At 44.8% G+C, this 14350-nt stretch carries 7 protein-coding genes, 2 tRNA genes and 5 rRNA genes (1 of these 14 only partly in view); 13 read left to right on the forward strand and 1 reads right to left on the reverse strand.

The features are described 5' to 3' along the window. From Q0A08_RS17230 to Q0A08_RS17285, 12 genes are all read left to right on the forward strand, one after another. Positions 1-2227 (forward strand): 23S ribosomal RNA (locus tag Q0A08_RS17230); it begins 662 nt to the left of the window's first position. Positions 2228-2416: 189 nt separating this feature from the next. Continuing rightward, a 5S ribosomal RNA gene (rrf, locus tag Q0A08_RS17235) occupies positions 2417-2531 on the forward strand. 857 nt (positions 2532-3388) lie between these two features. Next, positions 3389-3862 (forward strand): GrpB family protein, encoded by a 474-nt coding sequence (locus Q0A08_RS17240; RefSeq protein WP_438462711.1) that lies wholly within the window; start codon positions 3389-3391, stop codon positions 3860-3862. A gap of 80 nt (positions 3863-3942) precedes the next feature. Then, positions 3943-4518 (forward strand): GNAT family N-acetyltransferase, encoded by a 576-nt coding sequence (locus tag Q0A08_RS17245; RefSeq protein ID WP_438462712.1) that lies wholly within the window; start codon positions 3943-3945, stop codon positions 4516-4518. 2 nt (positions 4519-4520) lie between these two features. Then, on the forward strand, positions 4521-5015 hold the full coding sequence (locus tag Q0A08_RS17250) for a DUF1993 family protein (RefSeq protein WP_438462713.1): 495 nt from the start codon (positions 4521-4523) through the stop codon (positions 5013-5015). Positions 5016-5044: 29 nt separating this feature from the next. Then, positions 5045-5509: a GNAT family N-acetyltransferase gene (locus tag Q0A08_RS17255; RefSeq protein ID WP_438462714.1), complete on the forward strand. Its 465-nt coding sequence runs from the start codon at positions 5045-5047 to the stop codon at positions 5507-5509. A gap of 468 nt (positions 5510-5977) precedes the next feature. Beyond that, positions 5978-7516 (forward strand): 16S ribosomal RNA (locus tag Q0A08_RS17260). A 74-nt stretch (positions 7517-7590) separates the two neighbouring features. Beyond that, positions 7591-7667 (forward strand) — tRNA-Ile (locus Q0A08_RS17265). A gap of 44 nt (positions 7668-7711) precedes the next feature. After that, positions 7712-7787, forward strand: a tRNA-Ala gene (locus Q0A08_RS17270). A gap of 297 nt (positions 7788-8084) precedes the next feature. Then, positions 8085-10973, forward strand: a 23S ribosomal RNA gene (locus Q0A08_RS17275). Positions 10974-11162: 189 nt separating this feature from the next. Beyond that, positions 11163-11277 (forward strand): 5S ribosomal RNA (gene rrf / locus Q0A08_RS17280). The 16S, 23S and 5S rRNA genes sit together here with 2 tRNA genes alongside, the layout of an rRNA operon. A 452-nt stretch (positions 11278-11729) precedes the next feature. Next, positions 11730-12176, forward strand: coding sequence for a GNAT family N-acetyltransferase (locus Q0A08_RS17285; protein WP_438462715.1), 447 nt, complete (start codon positions 11730-11732; stop codon positions 12174-12176). A 30-nt stretch (positions 12177-12206) separates the two neighbouring features. Here the strand turns inward: Q0A08_RS17285 and Q0A08_RS17290 are convergent, their stop codons facing one another. Then, positions 12207-12458, reverse strand: a complete 252-nt coding sequence (locus Q0A08_RS17290; RefSeq protein WP_438462716.1) for an RNA recognition motif domain-containing protein — start codon at positions 12456-12458, stop codon at positions 12207-12209. A gap of 270 nt (positions 12459-12728) precedes the next feature. On the opposite strand from Q0A08_RS17290, the gene Q0A08_RS17295 reads away from it, so the two are divergent. Then, complete coding sequence (locus Q0A08_RS17295) at positions 12729-14333, forward strand: methyl-accepting chemotaxis protein (RefSeq protein ID WP_438462717.1); 1605 nt, start codon at positions 12729-12731, stop codon at positions 14331-14333. The last annotated feature ends 17 nt before the right edge of the window (positions 14334-14350 follow it).

Here is a 14350-nt window from a genome sequence, read left to right on the forward strand (position 1 = left end):
ACCGGGCGATCTATCCATGGGCAGGTTGAAGGTTGGGTAACACTAACTGGAGGACCGAACCCACGTATGTTGAAAAATGCGGGGATGACTTGTGGATAGGAGTGAAAGGCTAATCAAGCTCGGAGATAGCTGGTTCTCCTCGAAAGCTATTTAGGTAGCGCCTCGTATCTCACCATTGGGGGTAGAGCACTGTTTGGGCTAGGGGGTCATCCCGACTTACCAACCCCATGCAAACTCCGAATACCAATGAGTGCAATTACGGGAGACACACGGCGGGTGCTAACGTCCGTCGTGGAAAGGGAAACAACCCAGACCGTCAGCTAAGGTCCCAAAGTTACAGTTAAGTGGGAAACGATGTGGGAAGGCTTAGACAGCTAGGAGGTTGGCTTAGAAGCAGCCATCCTTTAAAGAAAGCGTAATAGCTCACTAGTCGAGTCGGCCTGCGCGGAAGATATAACGGGGCTAAACTGTACACCGAAGCTACGGATGCTTAGTTTACTAGGCATGGTAGAGGAGCGTTCTGTAAGCCGTTGAAGGTCAAGCTGTAAGGCAGGCTGGAGGTATCAGAAGTGCGAATGTTGACATGAGTAACGATAAGGGGAGTGAAAAACTCCCCCGCCGGAAGACCAAGGTTTCCTGTCCCATGTTAATCAGGGCAGGGTGAGTCGGCCCCTAAGGCGAGGCAGAAATGCGTAGTCGATGGGAAACAGGTTAATATTCCTGTACTTGCATATATTGCGATGGAGAGACGGAGAAGGCTAGGCCAGCACAGCGATGGTTGTCTGTGTTTAAGGCGGTAGGCTGGTGACTTAGGTAAATCCGGGTTGCCTTTAAGGCCGAGAACTGATGACGAGCCCTCTTTTGGGTGAAGTGGTTGATGCCATGCTTCCAGGAAAAACTTCTAAGCTTCAGATATATGGGAACCGTACCCCAAACCGACACAGGTGGTCAGGTAGAGAATACCAAGGCGCTTGAGAGAACTCTGGTGAAGGAACTAGGCAAAATGGTACCGTAACTTCGGGAGAAGGTACGCCGATTTTGGTGATGGCACTTGCTGCTTAAGCTGAGATTGGTCGAAGATACCAGGTGGCTGCGACTGTTTATTAAAAACACAGCACTCTGCAAACACGAAAGTGGACGTATAGGGTGTGACGCCTGCCCGGTGCTTGAAGGTTAATTGATGGGGTTAGCTTCGGCGAAGCTCTTGATCGAAGCCCAAGTAAACGGCGGCCGTAACTATAACGGTCCTAAGGTAGCGAAATTCCTTGTCGGGTAAGTTCCGACCTGCACGAATGGCGTAACGATGGCCACACTGTCTCCACCAGAGACTCAGTGAAATTGAAATCGCAGTGAAGATGCTGTGTATCCGCGGCTAGACGGAAAGACCCCGTGAACCTTTACTATAGCTTCACAGTGAACTTTGAACCTACTTGTGTAGGATAGGTGGGAGGCTTTGAAACCAAGACGCTAGTTTTGGTGGAGCCACTCTTGAAATACCACCCTGGTATGTTTGAGGTTCTAACTCAGGTCCCTAATCGGGATCGAGGACACTGTGTGGTGGGTAGTTTGACTGGGGCGGTCTCCTCCCAAAGAGTAACGGAGGAGCACGAAGGTGTGCTCAGCATGGTCGGAAATCATGCGAAGAGTGTAAAGGCAAAAGCGCGCTTAACTGCGAGACAGACACGTCGAGCAGGTACGAAAGTAGGTCTTAGTGATCCGGTGGTTCTGTATGGAAGGGCCATCGCTCAACGGATAAAAGGTACTCCGGGGATAACAGGCTGATACCGCCCAAGAGTTCACATCGACGGCGGTGTTTGGCACCTCGATGTCGGCTCATCACATCCTGGGGCTGAAGCCGGTCCCAAGGGTATGGCTGTTCGCCATTTAAAGTGGTACGCGAGCTGGGTTTAGAACGTCGTGAGACAGTTCGGTCCCTATCTGCCGTGGACGTTTGAGATTTGAGAGGAGCTGCTCCTAGTACGAGAGGACCGGAGTGGACGAACCTCTGGTGTTCCGGTTGTCACGCCAGTGGCATTGCCGGGTAGCTACGTTCGGACGGGATAACCGCTGAAAGCATCTAAGCGGGAAGCCTCCCTCAAGATGAGATCTCACTGGAACTTTAAGTTCCCTAAAGAGCCGTTGAAGACTACGACGTTGATAGGCAGGGTGTGTAAGTGCTGTGAGGCATTGAGCTAACCTGTACTAATTGCTCGTGAGGCTTGACCATATAACGCCAAAATGGTTTAGCGTTATATTACGATTTAAAAAGATGGTAAAACATCGCAAGCTGGTTTGAGGCTTGGTTATCGTTAACTTCTCTAATGAAGAGAAGACTATTCAAAAAGTATTGTTAAAGCATAAGCAAATTCGTCAATGAATAAGCCACAAACAGAGCTTGTTCTGACAAACAGAATTTCTTGATAATCACAGAGCGTCTGAACCACCTGATCCCATCCCGAACTCAGAAGTGAAAAGTCGCATCGCCGATGGTAGTGTGGGAGTTCCCATGTGAGAGTAGGTCGTTATCAAGATTAAATTATAAAAAGCCTGATCTTATGATCAGGCTTTTTTTTGCCTAAAATAAACTAGGCAAAGGTAGAGACGATAAAGTATCGCCGATGGTAGCTTGGAGCTGCTAAGGGATCAAAGGGGTCGTTATCAAGATGGCTTCAACCTCTAAACCTATCTATACCCATTATTAGCATTTCTTGATAATCACAGAGTCGTTGATTGATCCCATTCCACTTCCGAACTTAAATACAGAAGTATCGCCGACGCTAGTGTGGGACTTCCTCTTTGTAGACTCCAACATCACATTGAGTTATCTAAATTCTTAACAATGTCAGACAGTGATGCCAGTAACGGTATTTAGTAACTAGACGCGCTAACACGCGTTGCTGTTTCTGTTCTTGTTTTCATGGTCCTCAGTGGGAATGCATACTCGCCAGCTTTGCTGGCGGTAGGACTAAGGTGCTCCTCTATAGCGGCAACTTAATAGTGGAGGGGATGTCCTGATTAGAGTTTCTTGATAACCACAGGATTGTTAATGATCCCACCCCACAAAAATAACAGAAGCAGCTCTTTATTAGATACGCTACACATCACCTAGCTGTTATTAGATCTAATCTTATATGTACATCTTGTTTAGATTGAAAAATGTCGAAATATATTTAAAATCAATTGGTTACGCTTCCTTTCTAAGACACTTTAGATCAATTAAATCTTAGTTTTAGGGGATTTAAGTTGAGCGATTTTTTTGATTGATACAATACTATTCTAACGTTTAAATAAAGGCCGAATTTTGTTTGATTTTGCACATTTTTATTAATATGAGAAGAGCTTACTGAATGCTTAACCGAGTTTTCTAGCATAATCTTCAAGGGAAAATATGAAGTTCTATAAACCTGATGAATACCAGGCTGGTTGTGAAGCATTGTTTCTTCAAATTAAGTCGAAAGTGTTAGTGTTGCTTCCTCATGCTCGAGTGGAGCATATAGGAGCATCTTCCATTCCGTATGCTGTTTCCAAAGGTGACTTAGATATTTTTGTGGGCATTGAATCCGATGAATTTGAGAGTTCGGTTAAGCAGCTCTCTTCTCTTGGTTTTCAAGAGAAAGTTGATACGTTAAGAACGGCTGAGCTCTGCATGCTGGAATCTATTTTACAGGAGGATGTCGCGCTTCAAGTTGTCGCAAATGGGTCTGAGTTTGAATGCTTTTTGAAATATCGAGATCTTCTTTGTTCTAATGCAACTCTGGTAAAACAATACAATGAGCTTAAATTATCCTGTGAAGACTTATCTCTGGATGCATACCGAGAAAAGAAATCGGTTTTTGTTGAATGGGTTTTAGCTGAAAGGTAATAAATAAGCGTCTAACTTCAATGGATGATTGTTTGTAGAGTTGTCTACTGTTCACATCACTTTAAACATAAAGGGATCTTATGTTTCATTTTAGAAAAGCATCTGTAGAGGATGTTACTCAAATAGCGTTAATTCATGTCACCACTTGGAGTGATACATATCAAGGTTTAATGCCTGAAGCATATATCCAAGGTTATAGCTTAGAGCGCCGCGAGATCCTATGGCATAAGATAATATCTAAAAGCTTAGCTGAGGTTCTGGTTGTTGAAGTGCTTTCTGACGAAAGTGATGAGAAGCCGGCTTCATTCTTGGCTGGTTTCTTAAGTTATGAAAAAACTAAAGGCTGCGAAAGTCAGTTAAATGGCTGTTTTAGCTTATCTTCTTTATATGTGATGCCTGAGTATCAAGGTTTCGGTGTCGGTCGTGGCCTTTATCAAGTTTTTGAAGAGACGTTATTTGCAAGTGTTGGGAGTGCGTCTGTAGAAGTTCGGTTATGGGTTCTTGACTCGAATTTGAGTGCGGTTAATTTTTATAGGTATATGGGTTTTGATGAGACTGGCAAGCAAGTGAAAGAAGAGAGGTTGGGTGCGTGTTTAATTGATCTAGAGATGGCTAAGGTTTTGCTTCATCAAGAAATGGAAGGAGAGAAGTTTTAATTATGAGTCTTGATATTAGGTCTTTGTTCATAGGTTACCTTGCTCAACTTGAAGTCATTGTAGCTAAAGTGCCTGTGGATATTTTTCCTCTGTCTTTATCTGATGATATGTTTTCTCTAGAAATGAATGCAAAGGTGGCAGCTAACTTTTTATTGAGGGGCTACTGTCCACTAGTCGGTATTGAGTTAGTCTCTTTTTATTCAGAGACTTCAGGAAAAAGGGCGGTACTTGAGCAAATAATGAAAACCAAAGCGTACTTAGAGCAAACTGTTGTGATTGAGAATCTAGATGATAGTAAAACGCTTATAGACAACGCGGGGTTTACTGAGGTTGCTTTATCGCCATCCGAGTTTATTCACAAATATATTATCCCTAATTTTTCATTTCATATGAGTATGGTATATGCCATAGCAAGAGCGCATGGTGCTGTATTAAGTAAGGGAGATTATGATGGTCTTCATTCTTACCCTACAGATTTTTCGTTTGTACGTATTTAAGTAATAAATATAAATAGAAAGGTGATGAAATGGAGTTCATATTACTTGCAGATGATCCTTTGGCTTATAAAGAAGTAGCCAGTTGGTACTTTGAACAGTGGTTATCGAATGTCCCAGATATGACAGTTGGGAAAGTAGAGTCAAAGCTAGCGACTTATACGAATCGAGATAAAGCGCCATTACTGATGTTGGCAAAGTTAGATGGAGAATTAATTGGGGCGGCTGAACTTAAAATTCATGAAATGGACATTTACCCTGATTACGAATATTGGATAGGGGGTGTTTATGTTAAAAGTTCAGAGAGAGGTAAGGGCGTTGCCGCACGCTTAGTCCAAGAGGTTATTGGCCAAGCAAAAATGTTTGGCATAAAAAAACTTTATTTGCAGACGGAAAAGCTTGATGGGGGGATCTATTCGAAAGTTGGGTTTAGTCTTATTGAGCAAGTGGATTATAAGGGGCACTATGTTTCAGTCATGCATGTCGATTTAATCTAATTAAGAGCTAATAATGACTTCAAATTGACATATTTACTCCGTCAAAGGGGCTTGGCCTCTCAAAATGACTTCAGGAGCAAATTCTTTTGCATAATTTTGATTTAATTGAAAATAATACTTGCCATAAAATCTGAGATGTATATTATACGCATCCACTGACACGGGGTAGCAAACAAAGCTTACACCGACAAGCTACCAAGTAGCTAACTACAAACGTTCACTCTTATTTAGAAAATGTTTAGTAAGTCAGACGCTCTTTAAAATAGTTAATCAGATAATTTGTGTGGGCACTCGCTAGAGACTTCAGCAGGTTATTCGAGTTGTTAATTACTACGGTGATTGATGTTCGAATGACTACAAAAAAATTGAAGTCTTACGAGAGTCGATACTAGAACGCTTTATGTTTGATTCGTTAGTTCGGATCGAGTTTTAAAGTCAGCAGTAAAGATTTGAGTGAGCAATGATTTTAAACTGAAGAGTTTGATCATGGCTCAGATTGAACGCTGGCGGTAGGCTTAACACATGCAAGTCGAGCGGAAACGATGTAGCTTGCTACAGGCGTCGAGCGGCGGACGGGTGAGTAACGCGTAGGAATCTGCCTAGTAGTGGGGGACAACCTGTGGAAACGCAGGCTAATACCGCATAATCCCTGAGGGGGAAAGGAGGGGATCTTCGGACCTTTCGCTATTAGATGAGCCTGCGTGAGATTAGCTAGTTGGTGAGGTAAAGGCTCACCAAGGCGACGATCTCTAGCTGGTCTGAGAGGATGATCAGCCACACTGGGACTGAGACACGGCCCAGACTCCTACGGGAGGCAGCAGTGGGGAATATTGGACAATGGGCGCAAGCCTGATCCAGCCATACCGCGTGTGTGAAGAAGGCCTTAGGGTTGTAAAGCACTTTCAGAAGGGAGGAAAGGTTGATGTTTAATACGCATTAGCTGTGACGTTACCTTCAGAAGAAGCACCGGCTAACTCTGTGCCAGCAGCCGCGGTAATACAGAGGGTGCAAGCGTTAATCGGAATTACTGGGCGTAAAGCGCGCGTAGGTGGTTTGTTAAGTCGGATGTGAAAGCCCAGGGCTCAACCTTGGAATTGCACCCGATACTGGCAGGCTAGAGTACGATAGAGGAGTGTGGAATTTCCTGTGTAGCGGTGAAATGCGTAGATATAGGAAGGAACATCAGTGGCGAAGGCGACACTCTGGATTGATACTGACACTGAGGTGCGAAAGCGTGGGGAGCAAACAGGATTAGATACCCTGGTAGTCCACGCCGTAAACGATGTCTACTAGCCGTTGGGTTGTAATGACTTAGTGGCGAAGCTAACGCGATAAGTAGACCGCCTGGGGAGTACGGCCGCAAGGTTAAAACTCAAATGAATTGACGGGGGCCCGCACAAGCGGTGGAGCATGTGGTTTAATTCGAAGCAACGCGAAGAACCTTACCTACTCTTGACATCCATAGAATTTAGCAGAGATGCTTTAGTGCCTTCGGGAACTATGAGACAGGTGCTGCATGGCTGTCGTCAGCTCGTGTTGTGAAATGTTGGGTTAAGTCCCGTAACGAGCGCAACCCTTGTCCTTATTTGCCAGCGAGTAATGTCGGGAACTTTAAGGAGACTGCCGGTGACAAACCGGAGGAAGGTGGGGACGACGTCAAGTCATCATGGCCCTTACGAGTAGGGCTACACACGTGCTACAATGGCGCATACAGAGGGCTGCGAACTTGCGAAAGTAAGCGAATCCCAGAAAGTGCGTCGTAGTCCGGATTGGAGTCTGCAACTCGACTCCATGAAGTCGGAATCGCTAGTAATCGTGAATCAGAATGTCACGGTGAATACGTTCCCGGGCCTTGTACACACCGCCCGTCACACCATGGGAGTTGATTGCTCCAGAAGTAGCTAGCTTAACCCTTCGGGGAGGGCGGTTACCACGGAGTGGTCAATGACTGGGGTGAAGTCGTAACAAGGTAGCCCTAGGGGAACCTGGGGCTGGATCACCTCCTTAAACGATATGAAGCTCTGGTGAGTGTTCACACAAATTATCTGGTAACTAATTTATAGAGACGCACAGAAGTGTTTGGGTCTGTAGCTCAGTTGGTTAGAGCGCACCCCTGATAAGGGTGAGGTCGGCCGTTCAAATCGGCCCAGACCCACCAATTAATTATCCCAAATTGATTGGCCAAACACTTAGGTAGTATATGGGGCTATAGCTCAGCTGGGAGAGCGCCTGCTTTGCACGCAGGAGGTCTGCGGTTCGATCCCGCATAGCTCCACCATTACTTACTTCATCTGTGACTCATTACTCAAAGCCCTAAGCAAGTTGTTGTTACTTCTTTAAGAAACAAACAATCACTGACTTAGCGCTTTGCGCTAATTGCTCTTTAACAATTTAACTTTTTGAATAGATCGAAACACAGAATCTGATTGTATTTATATGATCTTATTGTTGTGTTTCAAAGACGATAATCAAGCGTCAAACCGGTGGAAACACTCTTTAACCTAGAGTGATTTTCAAATCGTAAATCCAGCGAGACACAAAAGCTCGTTGGTATATAGACCCTTTTGGGTTATATGGTCAAGTGACCAAGCGTGCACGGTGGATGCCTTGGCAGTCAGAGGCGATGAAGGACGTGGTAATCTGCGAAAAGCTCGGGGGAGTTGATAAACAAGCGTTAATCCCGAGATGTCCGAATGGGGAAACCCACCCGCTTGCGGGTATCGTATGGTGAATACATAGCCATACGAGGCGAACCCGGGGAACTGAAACATCTAAGTACCCGGAGGAAAAGAAATCAACCGAGATTCCCTAAGTAGCGGCGAGCGAACGGGGATTAGCCCTTAAGTTAAATTGGTGTTAGTAGAAGGCTCTGGAAAGTGCCGCCGTAGAGAGTGAAAGCCTCGTATACGAAAATGCCCTTTTAATGAAATCGAGTAGGACGGGACACGTGGTATCCTGTCTGAATATGGGGGGACCATCCTCCAAGGCTAAATACTCCTGACTGACCGATAGTGAACCAGTACCGTGAGGGAAAGGCGAAAAGAACCCCTGTGAGGGGAGTGAAATAGATCCTGAAACCGTGTACGTACAAGCAGTGGGAGCGGACTTGTTCCGTGACTGCGTACCTTTTGTATAATGGGTCAACGACTTATTTTCAGTAGCAAGGTTAATCGCATAGAGGAGCCGTAGGGAAACCGAGTCTTAATAGGGCGTATAGTTGCTGGGAATAGACCCGAAACCGGGCGATCTATCCATGGGCAGGTTGAAGGTTGGGTAACACTAACTGGAGGACCGAACCCACGTATGTTGAAAAATGCGGGGATGACTTGTGGATAGGAGTGAAAGGCTAATCAAGCTCGGAGATAGCTGGTTCTCCTCGAAAGCTATTTAGGTAGCGCCTCGTATCTCACCATTGGGGGTAGAGCACTGTTTGGGCTAGGGGGTCATCCCGACTTACCAACCCCATGCAAACTCCGAATACCAATGAGTGCAATTACGGGAGACACACGGCGGGTGCTAACGTCCGTCGTGGAAAGGGAAACAACCCAGACCGTCAGCTAAGGTCCCAAAGTTACAGTTAAGTGGGAAACGATGTGGGAAGGCTTAGACAGCTAGGAGGTTGGCTTAGAAGCAGCCATCCTTTAAAGAAAGCGTAATAGCTCACTAGTCGAGTCGGCCTGCGCGGAAGATATAACGGGGCTAAACTGTACACCGAAGCTACGGATGCTTAGTTTACTAGGCATGGTAGAGGAGCGTTCTGTAAGCCGTTGAAGGTCAAGCTGTAAGGCAGGCTGGAGGTATCAGAAGTGCGAATGTTGACATGAGTAACGATAAGGGGAGTGAAAAACTCCCCCGCCGGAAGACCAAGGTTTCCTGTCCCATGTTAATCAGGGCAGGGTGAGTCGGCCCCTAAGGCGAGGCAGAAATGCGTAGTCGATGGGAAACAGGTTAATATTCCTGTACTTGCATATATTGCGATGGAGAGACGGAGAAGGCTAGGCCAGCACAGCGATGGTTGTCTGTGTTTAAGGCGGTAGGCTGGTGACTTAGGTAAATCCGGGTTGCCTTTAAGGCCGAGAACTGATGACGAGCCCTCTTTTGGGTGAAGTGGTTGATGCCATGCTTCCAGGAAAAACTTCTAAGCTTCAGATATATGGGAACCGTACCCCAAACCGACACAGGTGGTCAGGTAGAGAATACCAAGGCGCTTGAGAGAACTCTGGTGAAGGAACTAGGCAAAATGGTACCGTAACTTCGGGAGAAGGTACGCCGATTTTGGTGATGGCACTTGCTGCTTAAGCTGAGATTGGTCGAAGATACCAGGTGGCTGCGACTGTTTATTAAAAACACAGCACTCTGCAAACACGAAAGTGGACGTATAGGGTGTGACGCCTGCCCGGTGCTTGAAGGTTAATTGATGGGGTTAGCTTCGGCGAAGCTCTTGATCGAAGCCCAAGTAAACGGCGGCCGTAACTATAACGGTCCTAAGGTAGCGAAATTCCTTGTCGGGTAAGTTCCGACCTGCACGAATGGCGTAACGATGGCCACACTGTCTCCACCAGAGACTCAGTGAAATTGAAATCGCAGTGAAGATGCTGTGTATCCGCGGCTAGACGGAAAGACCCCGTGAACCTTTACTATAGCTTCACAGTGAACTTTGAACCTACTTGTGTAGGATAGGTGGGAGGCTTTGAAACCAAGACGCTAGTTTTGGTGGAGCCACTCTTGAAATACCACCCTGGTATGTTTGAGGTTCTAACTCAGGTCCCTAATCGGGATCGAGGACACTGTGTGGTGGGTAGTTTGACTGGGGCGGTCTCCTCCCAAAGAGTAACGGAGGAGCACGAAGGTGTGCTCAGCATGGTCGGAAATCATGCGAAGAGTGTAAAGGCAAAAGCGCGCTTAACTGCGAGACAGACACGTCGAGCAGGTACGAAAGTAGGTCTTAGTGATCCGGTGGTTCTGTATGGAAGGGCCATCGCTCAACGGATAAAAGGTACTCCGGGGATAACAGGCTGATACCGCCCAAGAGTTCACATCGACGGCGGTGTTTGGCACCTCGATGTCGGCTCATCACATCCTGGGGCTGAAGCCGGTCCCAAGGGTATGGCTGTTCGCCATTTAAAGTGGTACGCGAGCTGGGTTTAGAACGTCGTGAGACAGTTCGGTCCCTATCTGCCGTGGACGTTTGAGATTTGAGAGGAGCTGCTCCTAGTACGAGAGGACCGGAGTGGACGAACCTCTGGTGTTCCGGTTGTCACGCCAGTGGCATTGCCGGGTAGCTACGTTCGGACGGGATAACCGCTGAAAGCATCTAAGCGGGAAGCCTCCCTCAAGATGAGATCTCACTGGAACTTTAAGTTCCCTAAAGAGCCGTTGAAGACTACGACGTTGATAGGCAGGGTGTGTAAGTGCTGTGAGGCATTGAGCTAACCTGTACTAATTGCTCGTGAGGCTTGACCATATAACGCCAAAATGGTTTAGCGTTATATTACGATTTAAAAAGATGGTAAAACATCGCAAGCTGGTTTGAGGCTTGGTTATCGTTAACTTCTCTAATGAAGAGAAGACTATTCAAAAAGTATTGTTAAAGCATAAGCAAATTCGTCAATGAATAAGCCACAAACAGAGCTTGTTCTGACAAACAGAATTTCTTGATAATCACAGAGCGTCTGAACCACCTGATCCCATCCCGAACTCAGAAGTGAAAAGTCGCATCGCCGATGGTAGTGTGGGAGTTCCCATGTGAGAGTAGGTCGTTATCAAGATTAAATTATAAAAAGTCTGATCTTATGATCAGGCTTTTTTTTGCCTAAAATAAACTAGGCAAAGGTAGAGACGATAAAGTATCGCCGATGGTAGCTTGGAGCTGCTAAGGGATCAAAGGGGTCGTTATCAAGATTAAAATACGAAATGCCTGATCACTGATCAGGCTTTTTTTTGTCTGAAATTTATCGAAAGACACATCATAAGCGACCTAGCTCCCGTTCCCATGCTCCTCTGTGGGAATGCCTACTCGCCAGTTCTGCTGGCTAGGCACTCAATGCTACCCAACATGCTTGAGCTAGAGTTCAAAGCTATGCATTCTCACGCAGAGCATAGAAACGAGCCCTCAGGTTGAGTCAAAGCACTAGGCTAACCTTCACCTAATTTAGTTCTGTCTAGACTTTCGCTTTTAAAGGTTTCAATATGGATAGATATTTTTATAGGGAGGTTTTCTGTGCAAATAAGCAAAGTGACATGGCAAGACCTTGAAGAGGTTGAGGAGATGGTTCGCTCTGTCTCAGAGCAAGATGTATTACCGCTCTTTAATGAGCTAGGCAAGTCTGAATACTTGAGTCGGGTGTTGCCTGATATTAAGAAAACCTTCGATGGAACATGTTTTTACAGTGTGAAACTTGTATCTGGTGGAAGGCTTGTCGGGTATGCCGCTTTGCGAGAAGGGAACTATCTAACTCATTTGTTTGTAGCGAAAGAAGTACAGGGGCAAGGTGCTGGTAGGCTGTTATTAGATCATGTATTGGCTCAAACATTAGAGGAAGAAATTAGCTTACGCTCCTCTGTTAATGCTAAAGCGTTTTATTTGGCTTATGGGTTTAATGTGGAAGGTGTGGAGTCTGAGTTTAACGGAATTCGTTTTGTGCCTATGCGTTTAATAAGAGGCTAGATAAGACTTAGATCTAACCTCTTAACTATCTTACTCTGCTGCTTTATCTTCAGCTTTTTTTACTCTAAGTTTATAGCCATCGATCTCTTTACCATTTAGCTTTTTGATTGCTAGTTTGGCGTCACCGATTTTTGGCATTTCAACAAAGCCAAAACCTTTTGACTCACCAGTGTCATTATCGAGTACAAGTGAGCATGACTGTAGAGTGCCGAACTCTTCAAATAGAGCACGTAGTTCTTCTTCGCTAGTATTACGGGCAATATTACGGACAAGTAGTTTCATAGATAACCATTTTAGTAGGTGGATAAGTTTGTCTCTATTCTAGCAGTTAAGGCTTTGAATCAGTATTAACTTATTATATTTGAAAGCTGAAATTCTTTTTTTAAATACCCCTAACTTTTTTATGCACATTCGTTATATGAAAAATCGAATCTGATCTGCTGTAATAAACTATAAGCTGAGATAATGGAAAAGCTTGATCTATCTCAATTTTATGTTTACCCAATGTTCTATTATTGCTTTGGCTAATATACGGACTGCGAGGTAACAAAAATGACGCTTAGGCAAAGGTTTTACGTTTTCATCGGATTGATTGTTGTTACTTTCTCAACACTATTAATCATAGAGAATAGTCTTTCAAATACACACCAAAAAAGCTGGCAAGAGCTACAAGATTCGGCGCTTGCTAGGCAGTCTTTATTGTTGAAAATGTCACGGGATGCGGGTTATGGCTCTCTAATACACAGCTTTAAAAACTATGTATTACGCGGGACACCAAAGTATGTCACTCAAGTAGAGACTGCTTATGCGAAAGTGGTTGAAACGGCAAACAACTATCGTGAATTAAATGGTATTAATCAGGCTGAGAAAAATGCCTTAAATGATATTGAATCCACTTTAAAAAAGTATCTAGATGCAACCTACCAGGTACAAGGCTTAAAACAACAAGGCTTAGATATACAGCAGCTTGATAAAGCAGTGAAGATATCTGATGCACCTGCAATTAAGGGGTTCGCAACTTTGGAGACTGAGTATCAACAAAGAGTGGATATTTTAACGGCAGAGTTTGAGAAGAGTACTCAGAACAGTTCATTTTATAACTTAACAATATTAGTCATCGCCTTAATCGTTATTTTAGGCTTAGTGTTTTGGCTAAATCGCTTTGTTAATGACAGGCTCAAAACCCTTTTCTCTGCAATTCACAATCTTTCAGAAGGGGATGCAGATTTAACTAAACGTATCGAAATCAACAAGGACGATGAGTTTGGTGGGTTAGCAAATGAAATAAATAGGTTCATGGATAACATGTCTCGACTCATTGCTGATATTCGTAATTTATCCTTGAATCTTGAATCTGGTTTAGAGCAAATTACCTGCAATGCTCAAGGTAATGCAGCTCGCACCCAGCAACAAAAAGATGAAACTGAGATGTTAGCGGCAGCAGTTGAAGAAATGTCGAGCACGGCACATGAGGTTGCCTCTAATACTGCAGACGCAGTGACAGCTGTCGATCACGCTAAGAGAGAGTTTGACTTAGGGTCTAACTCGCTAGCAGAAGCGTCTAATGGTATGGGGAACCTAGCAGTAGAGGTGAGAAATGGCATGACAGTCATTACTGATCTTAAAACTCAATCTGATCGTATTGGTGAGATAGTCGGTGTGATTGGTGAAATTGCTGATCAGACAAACTTATTGGCACTTAATGCTGCGATAGAGGCTGCACGAGCGGGTGAACAAGGTCGTGGTTTTGCCGTTGTTGCTGATGAGGTGAGAACATTAGCAGGGAGAACTCAGCATAGTACGGAAGAAATTCGATCCATGATAGAGAGTCTGCAAACCGGTACTGAATCTGCTGTGAAAGTGATGGGATCAAGTGAAGATATGAGTAAGGGCGCTGTTAAGCTTGTTGAAAATGCAGAGAATGCTTTGATCGAAATTTCACGTGAAATGCAGACTATTGCGGATCTGAATATGCAAATAGCAGCAGCATCTGAAGAGCAATCACAAGTTACAGATGAGATCAGTGCAAATATTCAGCGTATTTTTGTACTCTCTGATGAAACCTCTAAAGCCGTTGCTGATAACCGTAACGCTATTTCTAATCTTGAACATCAAAGTGATGACTTAACCAGCATGGTGTCTCGCTTTAACGTTTAGACTTAATCAGACCATAA

It is taken from the genome of Marinomonas sp. PE14-40 (genome assembly GCF_051623805.1).
Taxonomy (GTDB): domain Bacteria; phylum Pseudomonadota; class Gammaproteobacteria; order Pseudomonadales; family Marinomonadaceae; genus Marinomonas.